Annotated in this window: 20 protein-coding genes; 7 read left to right on the top strand and 13 right to left on the bottom strand. The window is 39.4% G+C overall.

Going from position 1 to position 19,363, the window contains the following annotated elements:
• Positions 1–60 precede the first annotated feature (60 nt).
• The 8 genes from NH153_RS15115 to NH153_RS15150 form a co-directional block, all read right to left on the bottom strand.
• Entirely contained in the window at positions 61–1,872 is a 1,812-nt protein-coding gene (locus NH153_RS15115; protein WP_063705289.1) for a sugar transferase, read from the bottom strand.
• Positions 1,873–1,881: 9 nt separating this feature from the next.
• A complete protein-coding gene (locus tag NH153_RS15120) occupies positions 1,882–2,961 on the bottom strand; it encodes a glycosyltransferase (RefSeq protein WP_063705291.1) in 1,080 nt (359 codons plus the stop codon).
• The gene (locus NH153_RS15125) at positions 2,958–4,433 is read right to left on the bottom strand and encodes a GumC family protein (protein ID WP_063705293.1); all 1,476 of its coding nucleotides are present in this window, start codon (positions 4,431–4,433) and stop codon (positions 2,958–2,960) included. Before NH153_RS15125 ends, NH153_RS15120 begins: the two co-directional genes overlap by 4 nt.
• Positions 4,434–4,604: 171 nt before the next feature.
• Positions 4,605–5,741: a glycosyltransferase gene (locus NH153_RS15130; RefSeq protein ID WP_063705296.1), complete on the bottom strand. Its 1,137-nt coding sequence runs from the start codon at positions 5,739–5,741 to the stop codon at positions 4,605–4,607.
• 2 nt (positions 5,742–5,743) lie between these two features.
• Positions 5,744–6,448, bottom strand: a complete 705-nt coding sequence (locus NH153_RS15135; RefSeq protein ID WP_063705298.1) for an acyltransferase — start codon at positions 6,446–6,448, stop codon at positions 5,744–5,746.
• Positions 6,441–7,805 (bottom strand): O-antigen ligase family protein, encoded by a 1,365-nt coding sequence (locus tag NH153_RS15140; RefSeq protein ID WP_063705300.1) that lies wholly within the window; start codon positions 7,803–7,805, stop codon positions 6,441–6,443. Before NH153_RS15140 ends, NH153_RS15135 begins: the two co-directional genes overlap by 8 nt.
• Complete coding sequence (locus NH153_RS15145; protein WP_063705302.1) at positions 7,789–9,207, bottom strand: lipopolysaccharide biosynthesis protein; 1,419 nt, start codon at positions 9,205–9,207, stop codon at positions 7,789–7,791. Before NH153_RS15145 ends, NH153_RS15140 begins: the two co-directional genes overlap by 17 nt.
• A 9-nt stretch (positions 9,208–9,216) precedes the next feature.
• A complete protein-coding gene (locus NH153_RS15150) occupies positions 9,217–10,368 on the bottom strand; it encodes a glycosyltransferase (RefSeq protein WP_063705304.1) in 1,152 nt (383 codons plus the stop codon).
• Between the two features lie 221 nt (positions 10,369–10,589).
• Here NH153_RS15150 and NH153_RS15155 point away from each other — a divergent pair, with 221 nt between their 5' ends.
• Both NH153_RS15155 and NH153_RS15160 read left to right on the top strand, forming a co-directional pair.
• Positions 10,590–11,507 (top strand): glycosyltransferase family 2 protein, encoded by a 918-nt coding sequence (locus tag NH153_RS15155; protein WP_063705306.1) that lies wholly within the window; start codon positions 10,590–10,592, stop codon positions 11,505–11,507.
• Positions 11,504–11,911, top strand: coding sequence for a response regulator (locus NH153_RS15160; protein WP_063705308.1), 408 nt, complete (start codon positions 11,504–11,506; stop codon positions 11,909–11,911). The genes NH153_RS15155 and NH153_RS15160 overlap by 4 nt, the downstream gene beginning before the upstream one ends.
• On the opposite strand, the gene NH153_RS15165 is transcribed toward NH153_RS15160, so the two are convergent.
• The 4 genes from NH153_RS15165 to NH153_RS15180 all read right to left on the bottom strand — a co-directional run bounded on the left by NH153_RS15165 (position 11,881) and on the right by NH153_RS15180 (position 15,049).
• Complete coding sequence (locus NH153_RS15165) at positions 11,881–12,795, bottom strand: endonuclease/exonuclease/phosphatase family protein (RefSeq protein ID WP_063705310.1); 915 nt, start codon at positions 12,793–12,795, stop codon at positions 11,881–11,883. The two genes, NH153_RS15160 and NH153_RS15165, sit on opposite strands and share 31 nt — an antisense overlap.
• A gap of 145 nt (positions 12,796–12,940) precedes the next feature.
• Complete coding sequence (locus NH153_RS15170) at positions 12,941–13,375, bottom strand: acyl-CoA thioesterase (protein ID WP_063705312.1); 435 nt, start codon at positions 13,373–13,375, stop codon at positions 12,941–12,943.
• 5 nt (positions 13,376–13,380) lie between these two features.
• Positions 13,381–14,199 (bottom strand): M23 family metallopeptidase, encoded by an 819-nt coding sequence (locus tag NH153_RS15175; RefSeq protein ID WP_063705314.1) that lies wholly within the window; start codon positions 14,197–14,199, stop codon positions 13,381–13,383.
• Positions 14,192–15,049: a 6-carboxytetrahydropterin synthase gene (locus tag NH153_RS15180; protein ID WP_063705317.1), complete on the bottom strand. Its 858-nt coding sequence runs from the start codon at positions 15,047–15,049 to the stop codon at positions 14,192–14,194. Before NH153_RS15180 ends, NH153_RS15175 begins: the two co-directional genes overlap by 8 nt.
• 207 nt (positions 15,050–15,256) lie before the next feature.
• Between NH153_RS15180 and fabA the strand changes: the two genes are divergently transcribed.
• Positions 15,257–15,772 carry a bifunctional 3-hydroxydecanoyl-ACP dehydratase/trans-2-decenoyl-ACP isomerase gene (gene fabA / locus NH153_RS15185; protein ID WP_063705319.1) on the top strand — a complete coding sequence of 172 codons (516 nt, stop codon included), beginning with the start codon at positions 15,257–15,259 and terminating at the stop codon, positions 15,770–15,772.
• A gap of 64 nt (positions 15,773–15,836) precedes the next feature.
• On the opposite strand, the gene rmf is transcribed toward fabA, so the two are convergent.
• Positions 15,837–16,007, bottom strand: coding sequence for a ribosome modulation factor (gene rmf / locus NH153_RS15190; RefSeq protein WP_036968408.1), 171 nt, complete (start codon positions 16,005–16,007; stop codon positions 15,837–15,839).
• 372 nt (positions 16,008–16,379) lie between these two features.
• Between rmf and acuR the strand changes: the two genes are divergently transcribed.
• The 4 genes from acuR (at position 16,380) to gloA (ending at position 19,334) form a co-directional block, all read left to right on the top strand.
• Positions 16,380–17,012 (top strand): acrylate utilization transcriptional regulator AcuR, encoded by a 633-nt coding sequence (gene acuR, locus NH153_RS15195; RefSeq protein ID WP_063705322.1) that lies wholly within the window; start codon positions 16,380–16,382, stop codon positions 17,010–17,012.
• Between the two features lie 61 nt (positions 17,013–17,073).
• Positions 17,074–18,066: an acrylyl-CoA reductase (NADPH) gene (gene acuI / locus NH153_RS15200; RefSeq protein ID WP_063705325.1), complete on the top strand. Its 993-nt coding sequence runs from the start codon at positions 17,074–17,076 to the stop codon at positions 18,064–18,066.
• 90 nt (positions 18,067–18,156) lie between these two features.
• The gene (locus tag NH153_RS15205) at positions 18,157–18,573 is read left to right on the top strand and encodes a VF530 family protein (RefSeq protein ID WP_063705328.1); all 417 of its coding nucleotides are present in this window, start codon (positions 18,157–18,159) and stop codon (positions 18,571–18,573) included.
• Positions 18,574–18,803: 230 nt separating this feature from the next.
• Complete coding sequence (gloA, locus tag NH153_RS15210) at positions 18,804–19,334, top strand: lactoylglutathione lyase (RefSeq protein WP_063705331.1); 531 nt, start codon at positions 18,804–18,806, stop codon at positions 19,332–19,334.
• Positions 19,335–19,363: the final 29 nt, after the last annotated feature.

Raw genomic sequence — 19,363 nt, forward strand, 5'->3', positions numbered from 1 at the left:
ACTGTTAATTTGCATTATGCAACGTGATTTGCTTAATTGATATTGCAAAAAGCTAGTTAGTTATTGGCCTTTTCCGGTAAAAACGACCTGTAATGTTTTAAGCACAATTGAAAACTCTAGTTTTGCCCAAGCGCGTGGTGACGACATACTGAGTGAATAAGCGTAATCCCAGCCAATTTTACTGCGTGCATCATCAATGGTTTCGTCATAACCATTCATCACCTGAGCAAGGCCAGAGATACCCGGTTTAACGCCATAAGTACGCTGGCAAAAGTAAGGGATATCTTTTTCTAGTTTACCGTAGAATACGGGGCGCTCAGGGCGTGGCCCAATTAATGACATCTCACCTTTAAGTACGTTAATTAACTGTGGGAGCTCATCAATCCGGGTTTTACGCATGAAACGCCCGACCGCTGTTATTCTTGGGTCATCTTTACTGGCCCACACAGCGCCTGAACGTGACTCCGCATCAACCACCATAGAGCGAAACTTATAAACATAAAATAGCTCAACAAAATCATCAGAGCTTTCACCTACCCTAAGTTGCTTAAAGATGATTGGCCCTTTTGAGGTTAGCTTTATTGCCAATGCGGCGATTAAACACACAGGCCAAACAAGACTTAGCGCAAATAAGGCACCTGTAATATCTAAGCTTCGCTTAATGATTTTAATAATCGATTTTGTTGGTTTTTTACTTGCCGTTTTCACCCGTTGCCATGGGTTATTAAAATAACCTTGCTGGTAACGGATGATCCCCCAAAGTGCTAAAAAGTAGCTATTTAAGATGTAATTCACTTTATCGACGATAGGAATACGTTTTTTAATCTCGAATAGCGTTTTAATCGCTTGCACGGTATGAAGCGATAAAATTGCTGTTGCGATAAGTTCAGACCACAACGACTGCGACACGAGGGCTTCTAAAAAGACACAGGCATAAATACCCGCTAAAATAACTGGCATCACTCCACGTAGGACTTTATGCGAAAAGAAATTTAGACACGTCCAGCCTAAACGCGGATTAAGTAATAAAAGCAGTGCTTTAATCTGCTGCCAGTTACCAGCGCCAACACGTACTCTTCGTTTATAATCTTCGCTTTGTTCGTCGCATTCACGTTCGTAAATGACCACCTCTTCATCAACAATGGCTTTACCCCCTTTGCTTAACGCTTTCATTGATAGCACGAAGTCGTCGTTGATGGTGTTTTTCTCTAATTCACACGCGTATTCAGCACGCATGGCGAACATCGCTCCGGGTACGCCAATCACGGCACCAAGGTTTGACTCTGATTTTTTAACCTTATTCTGATACTGCCAATAAGCTTTTTGCGCATCAGGGGCATTTTCATCTAAGGTGTAAACACCGGTCGAAATAGCGACCTTAGGATCACTAAACTGCTGGGCTACTTTGTCTAATGCATCTATGCTGAGTAATGCACTGACATCGGTGAAAAGCAAAATGTCGTTATGGTATTTGGCTACGCCCATTAAGGTGTTTAATCCTTGAACTTTGCCTTGGTTTTCATCACGAAAATGAAAGAAACACTTTACACCTTGTTTATGTAAAACCTGTTGAGCTTTAAGGGCTTGTTGATAACTTTTATCGGTGCAGCCATCAAAATATACATGAATAGTGTAATGGTTCCTGTCATAAACCAGTGACGCTAAGTTATGTAGCTTTTCTGCTATATGGGCTTGTTCATTATAAGCGCACATCAAGATAGCAATGTTAGGGAGTGTATTTTCATCGTATTGTGCAGGTTTAACCGGTTTTACTTTTTTTGTGCTAACGCACTTAAGTAATAACGGATAACCAATGTGATGATACAGCGCAACACACAGTAAAATGACAAATAAGGTCGTTAAAATAGTCATGATTGGCTCCTACACTGCTAAAGCAGAATATAAACTATCGTATTTACTGCTCATGGTTCTTGCATCAGCAACAGCAATAGCGTGATGACGAATACATAAACCATGCGGTAGTTTGCTTGCTCTTAAAATTGCTGGGGCAAGCTGGCTAAATTCTTTAGGAGAGACAAGCTCTCCTTCGTTAGCAGTGAGCACTTCATTAATTCCGCCAACATCGGATGCAACTACGGGAATACCACAAGCCATGGCTTCAATAATTGACAGTGGTAAGCCTTCACGTTGTGAGTACAAACACATAACATCGATACTTGAATAAAATGCGCGCATATCGTGAACATTACCAAGAAAATGAACACGCTCGTTTAGCCCTAAATTACGCACTAAATTCATTAACCCCACTTTCTGGTCGCCATCTCCTGCAAATACCATATGATAGTTTTGAGGTAAGTAATGCAAAGCGTGAATAAGATCTTTGTGCCCTTTGCCATCTATTAAGCGTGCCGCACAGCCAACCAGTTTTATCTTTTTTGGTAAGTTAAGCTGATCTCTTGCCGTGTCTTGCGAGATTGCTATAAAGCTATCGCAATCAATGCCATTTAAAATGGTTCGTTCTGGGATAATGGCTGTTTTGGCTCTAAATTCATCGGCAACTATTCGCGCATCTGCGACCCAATAAATGTTCGTCATCGAATCAAGTAACTTTGTAAATGTGCATTGCTTAACATTGTTCAAATACCAAGCGTCATGAATGGTTGATATGTGGCGAACTGAATCACCCGACAATGCGCACGCTAAGCCCGCATAAATAACTGGGCCAACATGATGGCTATGGATGATATCGATATCGTGCTCTTTAACTAAAGACTTAATCTTTGCGATAACAGAAAAGCTGATACCGGGCTTTTTATTTAAGCAAATAACACGATGGCTAAATTCTTCTAATTCGGGCCACTGTTCAAAAGCAGACTGTCTGTCTCCTTCGAGCGAAACAATGATGCTAGAGCGGCTAAATTGACTATTTTTGAGAAGTGTAATTGCCATTTTTTCAAGGCCACCTACTTGCAGGTGTTGAACTAAGTGCATGACATTCATGATTTATCTCCTTCAATGTTACCGAAGTTAGTCTCGGCATTGACGATAGGAAGTACTGTTACCACCTGTGCGCTGGTAAGTTTTTCAATGGTTTTAATATCTTTGAGGTGGCTATCACAAAGCGCTGCAACAAATACACTTGCACCACCTGTGAAAATACCAAGAATGAGACCCACAATGACAGTCATCACCATAGAGGTATTGATTGGTTGAGTCGGGCTGTAAGCTCGTTCTATGGTTTTTACTTTATCTGGACCTTCGTATTTAACTAACTTGCCTGTTACTTTCGCCATTTCATAACGGCTAAGCATGTCTTTATAAAGTGATTGCTTAACTTCGTAATCGCGCTCTAATTTGCGTAACTGTTTTTCAACATCGCTGGTTACTAACAAACGTTCACTTACAAGTTTTACCTGCTCTTCTAACATCGCAAACTCTTGCTCTTGCTGAAGTAAATTATTGCGTGCTTCTTCTAGGGCAAGTAATTGAGAGACCAAAACACTACTCTCTTTGCCATCACCAGATGGTAAGGTGTTTACCATTTGCCATAACTGATCGAGGTTTGTGGTATCGAGCTTTTCGCTTGATTCTAATAACGCCTGTTGACGGTTTTTTAAATTTGCGAGAGTGCGCTTCTTCTCTATGATTTTGCTGTGTTTTTCGGTGTAGCGTGTGCGTAAAAGACTTAACTCAGATTCAGTACGGACTATTTTTTCTTCTAAATTGCCTAAAATTGGGTTTGCTTGACCAACCTTGCTCACCAGTGCATTTAGCTTTGCTTTGGCACCTGAAAGAGCAATCAGCTTTTGTTGTTTCTCGCTTAGTAAATTATCAAAGGTTTGACGATTACTGTGTAATACATCAGGTAAGGTATTGCTGTTTTGTGTTTTAAAGACAGCTAATGCTTCTTCTGAAAGCTCAAGTTCTTCTCGTAAACTATCAAGTTGTTTAAAGAAAAACTGCTCAGAGGTATCCAGTGATGCCTTCGTTGGGGCAAGTAAGCGTTCGATAAATTTTTCGACCACCTTTTCTAGCACAGGCTTCATTTGCGTTTGGTCATGCCAAATAAAGTTAATACGTACCAGCTCATCGCCAATTAAAGAAAGCGATAAGGCTTTTGAGAGTTGTTGATGAATTTCTTCTACTTGTTTGGGTGGCGCATCTTCTGCGATTAATTGAGTTTCTTTAGCAACCGCGATAAGTACTTTGCGACTAATAACTAAGGTACGCAGTGCAGCCATACGATCAGAAAGCTGAAACGAGAAAGAAAGATCATCTAAATAAGGATTCAGTAACGCTGACTCTTCAATCAAAATCGTTGCGTGATTGGTATATTGCTTTTGAGCTGATAATCCAAGTGCGATAACGACAATTGGAATAATGCAAAACGGAATGATAAAGAGCTTAATACGCGTGTATAGCGCATAAAGCCCTAAATAAATTAACCGTTTGATCTGCTCTTTTACTAACATGTTTTACCTTTTGCTTTGCATTTTGCGAAATTACTCTGTGTTAATTCGCAAATTGATAAAAATTGACCAAGATTTTCTTAGCTAATTAGTAAATTGCAGTTAGTGAGCCAAAATGAAAAAAGCTGCATGATGAAGCGATACAAGATGCAGCTTTTGGGTTGAATAGTTTAATCAGCAAAATCTAAGTTGCTTGCAGACTAATGAGGCTTTTGCTTGCCAACTATGGTTATGTGCAAGCAATGACTGGTTTGCGCGCCAATTTAAGAAATCAGATTTACTTAAGCTCACAGCATAATCAACGCGCTCAATAAAGCCCTGATGGTTGTCAGCGATTAAGATCGTTTCTTGGTATGGGTCAACCGCAGCAAAACGTGTGGTTACGATGGGTGTGCCCGTCGCTATGTATTCTTTTAATTTAAGAGGATCACATGCTCTGATCTGATCGTTATCAACAAACGGTAAGATGGATACCTGCCAATGCTGCGAAAATGAGGCTAGACGCTGATGATCAACAGCCTCTATGTGCGTTACATTCTGACGTTTTAGAAGCTGTTGGAAATCCTCTACTAGATGGCCAATTAGCACTATTTGATAGTCTGGCCTCTCTTTAGCGAGCTTTAACAATAAGGCTTTATCTAACCAGGCATTGAGAGAACCATAAAAGCCAATGATAGGTTTACTTATATGCTCAAGTTCAGAGGCTTTCGCGGTTTGCGTAGTAAAAAGCGCTAAATCGACACCATGTGAGAGCATTTTTACTTTGTGCTTTGGCATTTTGTTGGCAAGACGCTCACTGACAACATAAATAGTGTCTGCTTTTTCAATAAGCTCATGTTCAAACGGCGCAACCATTTTATGATCAACGCCTGCAAGAGCTGCGAAATCATCGCCACAATAATACACCACTTTATCCTGCTCGCGCGGCGCAATTAAACTGATTGCTGTTGGCACACTTAGCCAATAAACAATTGGCTCATCGTCTATAAAATTTTTCCGTTGAAAAACCCATTTATTAAATAACCTTACTAAAACGTTATCGTGCCAAGGTAAAACCGCTAATGTGTGTGCAGTGAAATTGTCATCGTTTATTTTGTTTGCTGTTCGATTGTTTTTCGTTTTCTTTGTTGATAATAAAAGGCTTTTTAATTTATTGACGACCCGCTTTACATCAACTAAACGCAATGTTGGTTTACGCATACCTATCGAGTTAATCCAAATAACGGAGTGCTGTTGTGCCAGTTGTTTGAACAAATGCTGAGTACTGCTTGGGTGGCTTTGCCAATCTTCACCAAATACAATGAATTTCATAATCAGTCCTCCAGCTGTTTAACTACTTTTGCTGGATTACCGGCCACGATGGTATTTGCTGGTACATCTTTGGTTACGACCGCACTTGCAGCAACGATTGCCCCTTCACCAATTGTGACACCGGCAAGTACAGTCGCACCTGTACCAATCCAGGCGCCCTGTTTAATGATGATATCGCCTATTTGTGACTCGTCATCAGGCTCACCTATTGCTCGTCTTGCAGAGTTTAATGGATGACCTGGAAACCCAGCTAAAAATACCCTTCCCGCTAAACGCACATCATCTTCAAGTACAATTTTACGGCCAACTGAAAAGGCATTTTGCCAACCTATATCCACATTACTGCCAATTATTAGTTTGGGTGTGTAATGACCATGACTACGCCCACAAAATGTGCTGATACCGCTAATTCGGGTATTGTCATTACAACTTATTTCAAGTTTTCCTAATATTTGAGGCATCCCTGAATACAGGTATAAATTAGCTTTTGAACCGCTAATTTGGCTTTTAAACAAGGGCGTATAGTAAAAAATTCGTCCAATTTCACTCAGCAATGTTTTTATAACTAAATGTAATTTATATAACAGTGAATGAATGCCTGGGATCACCCACATTTGCGGATTGCGAATCGATTTGGCAATTTGAAAAAGCGATTTTGCAATTGCACTGTCGCTTGATTTAAGCCAGTGTTTAATTTGTTCACTCATGTGAGGTCTCCCTTTGTTTATCAATTACAAGCTTTTCTAACGCAATGGTTAAAGCAAGAATGATATAAATAGGCCATGTAAATGCTTGAGTTAAAAAGGTTCCTGATACCATAAAGCCAATTAAACCGCCTTTTAGCGCTTTAGCATTTACATCAATTTGTTCGTCTTTAATTTGCTTATTCATTAAAAACACACGGTTTAAGCTACGGTAAATACAGGCAATTACTAAGACAAAAATACATATGCCAACAAGGCCTGTTTCACCTAATACTTGAAACCATGTACTGTGTACTGCATGATTCTTGCCATCCCAATGCGGGCTATAAAAATAGTAATTAACAACAAAATTATTAACCCCGACGCCGGTCAATGGATTGTATATCGCCATATTGATGGCAGCTTGCCACGCATAAATACGGCCCATGGCTGATTCATCTACTCCCCCTTCGTGTGAGCCACCACTTTGCCTGTCTGCGATACCCGCAAATGCAACCATGGCTAACATGCCTACCGCACCAATACAGCCAACAACAATTGGGTTTTTAACTTTTTGATAAATGAAAAAACTAAGAACAGCAGCAATGCCGAGTAAACCACCTCGACTTTGCGTCGCAACTACGCCACTAATTGCCGTGATCAAACAGATAAAGGCGATGATACGTCTTAGTTTATGCGCATTTGAATCAAACACTTCGGCTGCTAAAAAAGACACAGGGAACATCATTACCAGCGATAAATCGTTTGGGTCACCTAGCTGTGAACGCAGCTCACGAGAAATTGTGACGCGGGTTCCTTCAACTAGACCAATACCATTCATTTTGTTACTAAGGGCAACCAAGGCAATAGCGACTCCTGAGATCATGATGCCAATTCGTACCACATTAAAATGCTTTAACGTGGTCATCCACCAGGATATTGCAAATACCATAATCAGTACTTTTGTGAGTACACCAGACCAATATTCCATCGCTAAGCCACGATTTGAGGCACTAAAAACACAAACAGTGAGCCACACAAACCAAATGAAAAAGATTAGATGATTGGTATGCCAGTGCGGTTTTAATTTTTGCGAGATAAATAGATGCCAAACAATCCCTAATAAAGAGGCCAACGCGAGTAACTTTGGAATTTTGAACGGCATCAAAAACGGAAATGCTTCGTGCAATCTAAAGTAGCTAAACAATATAAACAAAATGATAAACGCAACGCTTACCTTCACTGCCGTAAAAGCCGCAAAAGGTAATAATAATAAGGCAAATACGGCAATGGGACCTAGCAATGCGTAAGTCGCAACGACAAGTAAAGTGACCAAAATGCCATTAATGAATAGTTGATTTTGTTTATAGTAATTGAGCATATTGATGCCCCTTAACTAGACTTTTCATAACCTGCACAAGCAAGGTTTTATATTGAAATGAAAGGCCGACAAAATAGCAAAAGCAAACAACCCATTTAGCAAAAATGAGTTCGTTAAACTCTAGTGTGATAAGAACCATAGACCCCAGTGCTAACCAGCTCGGAATTAATGCCGCAAAATTTAAATGTAGAGGTTCGAAGTACTGACTAACTGAATATAAACAAACCAATTTGAAGCTTTGCATTATGATTAGTGCGAGGATTGCCCCTTCTACACCTTGGTTTGGGACTAAAAAATGCAATAAGCTCAGCCCAAGAAGTGCTGTTAAAAAGTTTATTATTGATACAAACACACCGTTTTTGTGCATGTAGCAGCCAATATTAACAATATCGCTGTGATGGCGAATAGCGACAATAATGATTAATAAAATCAGCCAACTATTTTTTCCATGATAGTCTGATGGTAGAACCGAATTAAGCGCGATTGGTGCAAGCAAGCTCATTAAAATACACATCGCTAACCCGGCATTTAAAGAGGTAATTGCATAACGTTGATATTGGCTTTTATCTTCTTTAATTAAACTAAATCGTTTAGCAAACCACCAAAGACGAATTGGCTCAAAGGTGAAGGATGTAATAATGGCAAATTGCGCAGCAACGTAATAGCTTGCCAAGACACTTTCATTAAACTGGGCAACAATAAACCAGTTCTCTGCGCCATTTCCGGCATAAACGAAAAGGCCTGAAGCGATGATAGAGGTTAAAAAAATCGTTTGCGATTTTTTGATTCGCCAGCTAAAGCGTGAGTAGCTAACCTTTAGGGCCGAACTCATATCATTCAGAGTTAAACACATAATAATGCACGTACAGGCAACGCCTGAAGCCATCACACCTGTCACGTTAAAGCCCAGAACGAGTAAAGTGATAGTTAAGCAGGTTTGCATGACTGCGTGAGCAATACTATAGAAACAATATTTTTGCGCATAGCCAAACAAACGATAATAGGTATAAGGGATTGAAAGTACTGATGCAAAACACAAATTAACAACGAGCAACCTAAAATCAAGCACACTAATTTGCGCAGGTAATAGGGAAATTATTTGTTCGGCAAATAAAAAACACCCAATTAAAAAAACCGCACTAAATCCGATTGTTAATACTAACGAATCTCTAAATAACGCCATTTTCTCACGAAAAGAGGAATATTGTTGTTTGAGCAATAGCTCTGGCAAGCCAAGTGAAACAATCAGAGAACATAACGCCGACATAGTGACTAAGAAATTAAGTTCGCCAAACTCACTTTTTTCTAAAAAGCGCGTGGTTATGGGTAACAAAATAAAGCCGAACCCTTTAACTGCAAGGATAGCTAAAGCAAAATAGCTAATTTGTTTTAAGTTACTCATAAAACCTCCCTATAAAGATTCAACCCATTTGGAAAGTTGCTCTGCTTGTTTAACGGCGTTGTAATGCTCGTTAACGTGTTGCTTCGCATTTTGACCAAGTAAATAGCGTTTATGAGGAGAAAGCTGATGGAATTTATACAGCATTTTACTTAGCCCAGAGATACTGCCGGGCATACACTTCATACCCACGTTTGGGGTTACAATTTCGTTTGCCCCCATCAAAGTAGTTGTTAATACAGGCAGGCCACAGGCCATGGCCTCTTTTAAGACCAACGGGCCCGTATCACGGTCGCCATTTTCTGCAATACAAAATGGGGCAATAAGTGCTGAGTAATAAATCAGGTTTGAGCTAACCCAATCATGGGGTTTTTCGCCTAAAAATCGAATAGATTTGCGGATCCCCAGTTCTTCTGCCATGTACATTAAATCGTTGAGCATTGGGCCGTCGCCCACAATGTCGAGCGTAATACCGAACTCTTTAGGAATGTGTTTGAGTGCGGGTAAAAGAAATTGCAGCCCTTTCTTTTCAACAAGACGACCTATAAAAATTAATCGTACTGACTCATTGAGTGATGAAGGCACATATTTAAATTGGCTGGTATCAATACCACAATGAAGTAATTTAACATTGCTCTTTGAGAAGCGTTTAAATTGCATTGCCATTTCTTCACATACCGCAATCGAAAAATCGCAAAGCGCTAGTTTTGGTTTTAAATCGGCGTTGTTTACATAAACGTCATGGCCATGACCTATCGACGACACAGTTATATCAGCCAGCTTTGCAGCGACTATGCCATAAGCAAGTGGCCCATGCATAAAATGACAATGTAGATGATCAATCTTCGCCGCTTTTATATATCGTGCAATTTGATAACCGTACGCAAGTAATGATTGGGTTGAAATTGATTTAAATTGAGCTGCAGTGTGAGCTGCTTTTACTAACTTATAAATATTTAGCATTGAAGGTAGTATTAATTTAAACGCCGGTTTAGTGATTTTTTTCACTTCAATAGCGCTGGTTAAGTTAATCAACACACTGGTTTTTTCGAAGGTGAGAACCGTTACCTTGTGCCCTGCGTTTAACAGCGCTTTTATTTCTGTTACCACAAAGGTTTCTGATGCAATCGGAAAGCTTGGGACTAATATAGCAATGTGTTTCATAAAAAACGCTCCTATAAAAACGGTTATAAGAGCTATGGCAAGTTCCATACCCGACAAAAAAGCCACTAAATTCTCGAAATGAGATAAAAACATGCGTTGCATTTGCAAAATGCAACGCACAAAGAGAAAAGGCTGAGTTATTTAACAGAAAATACAGATTTAAAGCTGGCGTCTAAATTGCGTATCCTTTACTACGTGAAGAAATGCTTTTGGAGCATATTATGAACAGCCAAGTCAGTATTATCATTCCAAACTACAACTGCTTACAGTATTTAGATACTTGTATTAACAGCATTTATCAGCAAAAAAATGTGCAGTTCGAGATCATTATTGTCGATGATGGCTCTACTGATGGCAGTATCGACTACCTACAACAACTTGCCGCTGAAAAAAATGAAGTACGGATTTTTTGTCAACAACGAAAAGGTGTTGTTGCTGCAAGAAACCTTGCAATTACACAAGCAAACTCAGACTACCTTGCTTTTTTAGATGCCGATGATTATTGGTCTGCAGATAAGCTCGCTAGCCAACTTGCATTCCATCTTAAACATCCAGATTGTGTTTTAAGCTTCACAGACTATATGCATTTTAATGAACAGAATGAGGACATAATTGGATGCTTCGACTATTGGCCTGAGTTTAAATGCAATAAACAAAGTAAAGATTTCCAATTACTTGAAAACCCAATCAGCCAAATGATCACCACCAATATTGTTGGTACATCATCAGTAATGGTTAAACGTTCAGCCATTGTTGGTGTGGGTGGTTTTGACAATAAATTAAGTAGCGCTACCGATTTAGATTGCTGGTTAAAAATAGCTAAACGCGGTGATGTCGCCTACTCAACTCTGTGTGCAATGCACTATTTAATGCGCGCCAATTCTATTACAGCAAACAGAGAGAACCGTTTAGCGGCGATGGTCGAAATTATAAATCGTAACCAATCTGTTGTATCAAACAATGAGCTTAAAAAAATTAAGGCGCGATTAAGTGAATGCTATGGCGAGTTTTATCGTGAGCTTGGGCATTATTCAAAAGCCTTAATGTATTCAAACAAAGCATTTTGGCTCTTTCCTCATAAACGAAACTTTAAACATATGCTCTATGATTTAAAGCACTTATTTGGAGCACATTCATGAAAAAAACCATCGTAATCATTGATGATGATGAAGCTATTTTACGATCGCTAAAACGACTGTTAGGTACAAATAACCATGTTGTTTGTTTTAGCGATCCTTTATCTGCAATCGAGTTTGTGCAGCAAAACCCTATCAGCCTGGTCATATGTGACCTGCTGATGCCTGCAATTAGTGGTTTTGCTGTTTTAGAAGATATTAAACTGCTACAACCACACTGTTCTCGACTATTAATAACCGGTTACGCAGAACTTGAATCTTCGAAAAATGCATTAACGAATAATATTGCTAACATGATCACAGCTAAACCATGGGATAATTTTGAACTAACCATGCTAGTTGAAATATTGATTGAAAATAGCCACCTTAAAATTAATCAGGGATTATCAAATGTTAATTCGTATTGAAGTAATTTATGGTCACTACCCTTTACTTGTAAAGTTTGCACACGCGATATGCTTATGTCGTCACTTGCAAGGCAATGATCAATTGGCAAATCTGTAAAAGGTAAACTCGCTAATAACGAAGTGGCTGACCAACTGCCATAGTAACCCATGCTATTAAAGCAGGTGTTGTTTGTGTTAATGAAGTAGCGAGACCATGGAACTGTATTAAAATCGCCAGCAACTAGCCAACTGCCTTTCAAATTTTTAATTTCTGCATTAACTTCTGCCAAAACCCTATTACGCTGAGTCCACAAAGTGTGAGTCCTAGGTGATGGAGGATGCAAAAACACACTATTTAACATAACGTTATTGTTTAAAAAGCTGAGTTTTACGTAGCCAAGCTTTGGGTTGTCAAAGCGTTTAATTTGCTTTTGCACAATAGGCAGTTTAGAAATAACAATAATACCAAATGGCGCCCCTTCTACTTCGGCATAACCAAACACATGATATTGAGTGTTTAGCTCATCAAGAACATGGCGCTGAGTATCATTAAACTCAAACAGCACTAAGATATCGTTTCGTTCTTCTACAAAATGGGTTTTGATGATCTGTGATAAATTCGGATTACTATATTGCAAATTTATTTGCGCGATTTTGATATCAGTATTGTTAGCCTCTGTATCAGCTGAGTAAGGTTTAAAATGAAATAGAACTAAGCCAATACTTAAAGCAAGTAAACTCAAAGAGAGCTTTTTACTCCACCACAATAAAAAAACGGCGGGGACAAAACTACATACAATCAGCACGCCCCGTAAAGCAGCCGCTAAATCAAACAGGTAATTATCGAATTGATTAAAGGCTAACACTAATAGAGCTATATAACTGAATAAAAATAGTAAACGCATCACTCTCCCCCTTTGATTATTTATAGCTTCATATATTGTTTCTTGCTGAGAGATTCATATAACAAATTATAGTATGATGTGTTCTTTACAGATGCAAAATTAAGTACCCGAAGGTACTTAACTCAGTTAACACTTTCAGACAGTTTTATTCGAAACCGTTGATCATTTTATCGCATACAACTGGCGTTGGTCTGTGATTATCATCAACCGCAACAAAAGTAAAGCTGCCAGAAATAGCTAAGTGTTTGTCATCTTTGTGCATTCTTTCTAAAAAGATTTCAACATCAACTTTAAGGCTGGTATTACCTACATGCACAACTTTCGAGATAAGCTCTGCAAATGTACCTGCTGGAATGGCTTCTTTAAAATCTACACGGTCAGACGAAATCGTTACTAGTGGCTTACGACAAAAACGTGTAGCTGCAATAAATGCTACTTCATCCATCCAAGCTAATGCGTCACCACCAAATAAAGTATTGTGGTGATTAGTACGGCCAGGAAAAACTGTTTTTGTAACTGATGTTGTTGAATCAGCAATACGCTTTGCAATAATAGCGTCACGATCGATTTGTTGTGTCATAGTCTCTACTTTTCATTAGCTAATGTGTCTTGCATCATTAGCGCAGGGTCAAGGCGTTCATTCTTCCAATTAAAACGCCAGTCTAAATGAGGGCCGGTTACGCGTCCGGTCGCGCCGATCTCCGCAATTTTATCGCCACGCTTAATTTCATCCCCTACTTTGACATCTAATTTGCTTAAATGAATATAGGTAGAAGTAACGCCATGGCCATGATCAAGAATTAAGGTACCACCAGAGTAATATAAGTCTGCATCAGCAAACACCACAGTACCGCTAACCGGCGCATATACTGGGCTACCTGTTTTATTGGCAATGTCTAAACCAAAATGAGGTCTGCGTGGTTCGCCATTAAAATAACGTTGGCTACCATAAACACCCGAGATCCGCCCCGTAGCTGGTTTATAAACAGGGTCTAAAAAGTATCGTAAATCCGAATTAACTTCGCGGGCTTTACGTACAGCCACAGCTTCACGGCTAATACGCTCAGACACTTCTTTTGGTGGCGAAACATACTTCTTTGCAACACCAGTAATTTTGTCAATTTTATAATCACGCTTAGTGATGACAATTGCTTGTTCGTGGCTAACACCTTTGCTGTCAGTCCAACTTAAGCTGTGATTTGTATCTGCATCACGGCCAAAGCCAAATACAAACTCACCTTGAGAAGATAGTTTAAGTGGCTCGCCATTGAAATTTACACTTTTAGCACCTTCGATTTGCCCAGTTACTAAGCCACCTTGAGTTAAATGTCCTTTTAATTCGACAGCAGTAGCTGAAAGTGAAAACACCCCAGCTAATATTGCTAACAGTAGTCCTTTACGCATAACTGATAGACCCTTTGCCAACACCTTCATAAGCCGTAATTTTTACTTCTGACTCTGGGTATTGGATTTTTACTTGAGAGCTTAAATAATCAGCAATGCACTCTACAGTAGTATCGCAAGGCAAAATGTCACAGCGTGATTTATCAATCGCCATTTCAAAATAGCCCTGCTGTGATGTGTAAGCAAAACACACATCATTGTCATGTGCTGTTACGTGTTTAAGGTCTGCTTTGTTAATTTCATCTTCAGCAGTCGCTAAATAAATGTCTTCCCATTTATCTGCCCACTCTTTTTGTAAGCGCGGCATTGCCATCCCATCAAGACTAATACCTATTTGAGAGCGATGGCCATGAATAATACGCTGGCAATTACCGTCGTGCTTTTTAAGACCATGGCTATAGTGATAATAAAAACTTTGGCTATGCTCTGGGTATAATTTAATTTCGATGTTTTCGATGTTACTAGGCAGCTCTGGCATAATGGTTTTGATTAAAAACTCGGTTACCGACTTTTCATCAACAACATCTGCATCTATTAAACAAAATGCTTGGTTTGGAGCGCTCATAGCTAGGTGGTAATTATCACCAAAATGGCAATCTAGCACGCTGTGCTCAGCATGCTGTTTAAGTGAACCATTTAATTTGGCAGGCACTGCAAGTTTATGGTCGATACAGTTATCAATAATGCCCTTGATTTGCTTTTTAACTAAGCCAAAATCAAGCACCATCGACTCATCATTTAATTGGCCATGCAGAGTTAAATCCACAATCCAGCTCTCGCCAACTGCGCCGCGTTTATTACACAAGTAAGAAAAATCAATCACTGTCAGTGAGTTTACAAAAAGGATCATAAATTTCCTTTAGACTGGTTAAAGAATCACAGCAATTATAATGATTTTTACTTCACAATGCGCGGTTTTATCTCCCTTTATCGGCGACAGTTTAATTAAATGGTCATAAAACAGGCGAAAAATAGCAATTAATTAACTGCTCCGAGTTGTTTAGCGTACAAGTGTACGCTAAAGTACGGGGCAATTTCTAAGCGATGAATAAGAGTTATGGAACCTAAAAACAGCTATACAAAAGAAGAATTGGTCCTTTGTGGTCAAGGTGAAATGTTTGGTGAAGGCAACTGTCGTTTACCAAGTGACAACATGTTAATGATGGACCGCATTATCTCTATCACTGCTGACGGCGGTGAGCATGGTAAAGGTCAAATTGTTGCTGAACTAGATATCAACCCTGATCTTTGGTTCTTTGATTGTCACTTTAAAGGTGACCCGGTAATGCCTGGTTGTCTTGGCCTTGATGCAATGTGGCAATTAGTTGGTTTCTTCCTTGGCTGGTCTGGCGGCCCAGGTCTTGGCCGTGCACTAGGTGTAGGTGAAGTTAAATTCACAGGTCAAATCTTACCAACAGCTAAAAAAGTAACTTATCGTTTAGACATGAAGCGTGTTATTAAACGTAAATTATTCATGGGTATGGCTGATGGCACTGTAGAAGTTGATGGCCGCGTTATCTATGAAGCAAAAGATCTTAAAGTAGGTCTTTTCCAAGATACAACTGCATTCTAATATTGATGTGCAGATACAAAAAAGCCCCTAACTGGGGCTTTTTTGCGTAAATAAGGTGCCTATTTTAAGTTTTGAACATATTGCGGTTTTCAATAGCTTCTCGCCAGCCGCCTAACCATTCTGATTTAGGGTCGATTTGTTGATAAGGGCATTGTTCTTTAGAACGGCCTGCCAAGCCTGCTTTATAACCTTGAGAATGAGCTCTTTCTAAACGATCTCTTTTCTGTCTCTTCATAGGTAATATCCTCACCTTTTATATTTATAGATATGTAGCGAAATTGACATCTACATTTAATGAATAGTTAATAAAACTGTTAAATTCAAATAACAAAAAGCAATTAAATAAATTGACAAAAACTAACGTGCTGATGATCAAATGAATTAACATTTTAAATGACTAAGTGGTCGTACCTCTTCAACTAAAACCATCTATTAATACACTTAAATTCAGCTAAAAAGCTTACAGCTCTTTTTAGCGTCATTATTTGTGACCAACATCAATTGAGCAAAGTTCCCAATTAAATTGTAATCATGACAAATTTATGATGATTACAATTTAAGCAATTTAGTTCTTGCATATTAAAAACCAATCGGTCTAATATGATGTATGGAAACAAATAAGACCACGCCAAGCCGTCGCGGCAGGCCACCAAAAATAGCACGCTCAAATGCCGATACGCGCGCCCTGTTAATTAATACAGGTTTAGCTGTGTTAACCGAAAAAGGCTTTAGTGCGACCGGCATTGATTTAATCTTAAAATCTGCTCAAGTACCTAAAGGCTCTTTTTATCATTACTTCAAAAGTAAAAATGACTTTGGCTTAGCACTCATTGATGCGTATGACAGTTATTTTCAGGCCAAGTTAAAGCGCCATTTACTTAGCGATGAGATAAGTCCCCTTGAAAGAATAGTGTTGTTTGCCAATGATGCTAAACAAGGCATGGCAAAGTTTGAATTTTCGCGTGGTTGCTTAATAGGTAATTTAAATCAAGAACTCAGTCACCTTGATGAGCCGATGATTGACCGTATTAAGCAGGCTTACGCCAGCTGGCAAACTTTAATTGAGCAGTGCTTATTTGATGCTAAGCAGCAAAAGCAAATTCCTCAGGCATCAGATTGTAAAATGCTTGCTGAATTTTTTTGGATTGGCTGGGAAGGTGCGGTGATGCGTTCAAAACTTGATAAATCAAGTGAACCACTCACACTCTATACAGCGCAATTTTTACGTTTAATTTTATAAAGCCGTTTAGATGCGGTTTTATTTTAACCATTAAAAGACGATCGGTCTAAAAGGAGTCACCATGACAACATCAGTAAAATCGGTAGTTATCAACAAAGATGATCAAGGTTATCGTGCCGAATACACAGATTTCCCTGTAGAGAACATCCACCAGCACGAGGTAAATATTGATGTTGACTACAGTACATTGAATTACAAAGATGCCCTAGCCATTACAGGTAAAGGCCCTGTGGTAAGAACATTTCCTATGATCCCCGGAATTGACCTTGCAGGCACAGTAACAGACTCTAAAAGCGATGAATTTAAAGTAGGTGATAAAGTTCTGCTAAATGGCTTTGGTGTTGGGGAGAAATACTTAGGTGGTCTAAGTGAAAAAGCATCTATGAACGCTGATTGGCTTATTCCCCTCCCCGCTAATTTAACACCAAAACAGGCAATGCAAATTGGTACTGCTGGGTATACGGCAATGCTCAGTATTATTGCCTTAGAAAAGCAAGGTATCACACCACAAAGCGGCGAAATTCTCGTCACCGGAGCCAATGGTGGCGTGGGTAGTTTTGCTATCTATTTACTAAATAAACTTGGCTTTGATGTTGTTGCCACAACAGGCCGCATGAACGAAGAAGCGCACCTTGAAAAATTAGGTGCGAAACGTGTTTTATCTCGCGAAGAATTCTCAGCACCTGGGAAACCACTCGCTAAAGAGCAATTCGCTGGCGCAATTGATTCTGTGGGTAGCCACACCCTTGCAAATGTGTGCGCATCGATTAAATACGGTGGTGTTGTAACTGCCTGTGGTTTAGCACAAGGTATGGACTTTCCGGCAACGGTAGCGCCGTTTATCCTTCGTGGCATTAGTCTAATGGGTATAGATAGTGTAATGCGCCCTAAAGCTGACCGAATTGAAGCATGGCAACGTTTAAGTGAGTTAGTTGAGGCTCAGTACCTAGATACTATTTCACAAGAAATTACGCTTTCTGAGGCCATTGCAAATGCAGAAGCCTTATTGAAAGGTGAAATTCGCGGCCGTGTAGTGGTTAATTGTAAAGAATAAGCTCGAATAGAAACATTCTTAGCAAGTTAGCTATAAAACTAGGGTAAAGGCAATTATACTTACCCTAGTTTTGTAATACCGGACAGTCTAATGAGTAATAAAGAAATTTTCAGCAATAACCCACTGCAAGGTGTTGGTATCGAGCAAGTAGTCACTGAGCTTGTCGAACAATATGGCTGGGAATTACTCCACGCCTATATGCGTTTGAACTGCTTTAAGAATAACCCAGATGTTAAATCTGCGGTTAAGTTTTTACGTAAAACCCAATGGGCTCAAGAAAAAGTCGAGAACTTTTATTTGTATCGTCTTAAAAACTTACCACGCCCAGACAATGTAAACTACGAATTACCTCCGCGCGATCGTGTGATCCCTGCGGATCAAAAACCAGGTGAACCGTGTGAGTTAAGTTTTACTGACGCCAAACGCATCCACGCTAAAAAAGAAGCAAAACAACTTGCTCGAGCTCGTAAACAGCGTTCAAGTGCGAGTAATCCTTGGGGTAATTAAGCTTTAAGTTTTGAGCTATAAGCTGTTAGTTGAAATAAGCCGCCTGTTAGGGCGGTTTTTTTATGTGAGTTAGCGAGTTAGCGAGTTAGCGAGTTAGCGAGTTAGCGAGTTAGCGAGTTAAGACTTGAAGGGCTATTTAAAGACGTCAATATTTTTGTTATTAATTTAAGGGTAACGTGATTATGTTAGACTGCTTTCATCATCATTAATGTCATTAAAAAAGGATGTGTATGTCTAACTACAACGAATCACCTGAACAAATCGCAAATGCAACGCAAGGTTATGTAATGCAACAAACAATGTTGCGCATTAAAGATCCAAAGCCTTCTTTAGATTTCTATCAAAATGTTTTAGGTATGAAGTTACTTGGTAAATATGACTTCCCAAAAATGGAGTTTACGCTGTACTTTTTAGGTTATGAGCAAGAAATGCCAAAAGGCAGCGATAAAGAAAAAGCACAGTGGGTATTTCGCCGCCCTGCTCTTATTGAGCTTACACATAATTGGGGTACAGAACACGACGACAGTTTTGCTGGTTACCATAGTGGTAATGATGAACCAAAAGGCTTTGGTCATATCGGTATTAGTGTGCCAGACGTGTACGCAGCATGCGAGCGTTTTGCAAAATACGATGTTGAGTTTGTAAAAAAACCAGACGATGGCTCGATGAAAGGCCTAGCCTTTATAAAAGACCCAGATGGCTATTGGATAGAGATACTCTCAGCTGAAGGGATCACTGAAATAATTGAAGAGCATAAGTAAGATTTCACCATCTAACAACCTGCTATTTA

This window comes from Pseudoalteromonas gelatinilytica, assembly GCF_001641615.1.
Classification (GTDB): domain Bacteria; phylum Pseudomonadota; class Gammaproteobacteria; order Enterobacterales; family Alteromonadaceae; genus Pseudoalteromonas; species Pseudoalteromonas gelatinilytica.

Bases quoted from the DNA above. Each gene is read 5' to 3' on its own strand.
- NH153_RS15115 (WP_063705289.1), bottom strand. From the start codon at position 1,872: ATGACTATTTTAACGACCTTATTTGTCATTTTACTGTGTGTTGCGCTG.
- NH153_RS15120 (WP_063705291.1), bottom strand. From the start codon at position 2,961: ATGAATGTCATGCACTTAGTTCAACACCTGCAAGTAGGTGGCCTTGAA.
- NH153_RS15125 (WP_063705293.1), bottom strand. From the start codon at position 4,433: ATGTTAGTAAAAGAGCAGATCAAACGGTTAATTTATTTAGGGCTTTAT.
- NH153_RS15130 (WP_063705296.1), bottom strand. From the start codon at position 5,741: ATGAAATTCATTGTATTTGGTGAAGATTGGCAAAGCCACCCAAGCAGT.
- NH153_RS15135 (WP_063705298.1), bottom strand. From the start codon at position 6,448: ATGAGTGAACAAATTAAACACTGGCTTAAATCAAGCGACAGTGCAATT.
- NH153_RS15140 (WP_063705300.1), bottom strand. From the start codon at position 7,805: ATGCTCAATTACTATAAACAAAATCAACTATTCATTAATGGCATTTTG.
- NH153_RS15145 (WP_063705302.1), bottom strand. From the start codon at position 9,207: ATGAGTAACTTAAAACAAATTAGCTATTTTGCTTTAGCTATCCTTGCA.
- NH153_RS15150 (WP_063705304.1), bottom strand. From the start codon at position 10,368: ATGAAACACATTGCTATATTAGTCCCAAGCTTTCCGATTGCATCAGAA.
- NH153_RS15155 (WP_063705306.1), top strand. From the start codon at position 10,590: ATGAACAGCCAAGTCAGTATTATCATTCCAAACTACAACTGCTTACAG.
- NH153_RS15160 (WP_063705308.1), top strand. From the start codon at position 11,504: ATGAAAAAAACCATCGTAATCATTGATGATGATGAAGCTATTTTACGA.
- NH153_RS15165 (WP_063705310.1), bottom strand. From the start codon at position 12,795: ATGCGTTTACTATTTTTATTCAGTTATATAGCTCTATTAGTGTTAGCC.
- NH153_RS15170 (WP_063705312.1), bottom strand. From the start codon at position 13,375: ATGACACAACAAATCGATCGTGACGCTATTATTGCAAAGCGTATTGCT.
- NH153_RS15175 (WP_063705314.1), bottom strand. From the start codon at position 14,199: ATGCGTAAAGGACTACTGTTAGCAATATTAGCTGGGGTGTTTTCACTT.
- NH153_RS15180 (WP_063705317.1), bottom strand. From the start codon at position 15,049: ATGATCCTTTTTGTAAACTCACTGACAGTGATTGATTTTTCTTACTTG.
- fabA (WP_063705319.1), top strand. From the start codon at position 15,257: ATGGAACCTAAAAACAGCTATACAAAAGAAGAATTGGTCCTTTGTGGT.
- rmf (WP_036968408.1), bottom strand. From the start codon at position 16,007: ATGAAGAGACAGAAAAGAGATCGTTTAGAAAGAGCTCATTCTCAAGGT.
- acuR (WP_063705322.1), top strand. From the start codon at position 16,380: ATGGAAACAAATAAGACCACGCCAAGCCGTCGCGGCAGGCCACCAAAA.
- acuI (WP_063705325.1), top strand. From the start codon at position 17,074: ATGACAACATCAGTAAAATCGGTAGTTATCAACAAAGATGATCAAGGT.
- NH153_RS15205 (WP_063705328.1), top strand. From the start codon at position 18,157: ATGAGTAATAAAGAAATTTTCAGCAATAACCCACTGCAAGGTGTTGGT.
- gloA (WP_063705331.1), top strand. From the start codon at position 18,804: ATGTCTAACTACAACGAATCACCTGAACAAATCGCAAATGCAACGCAA.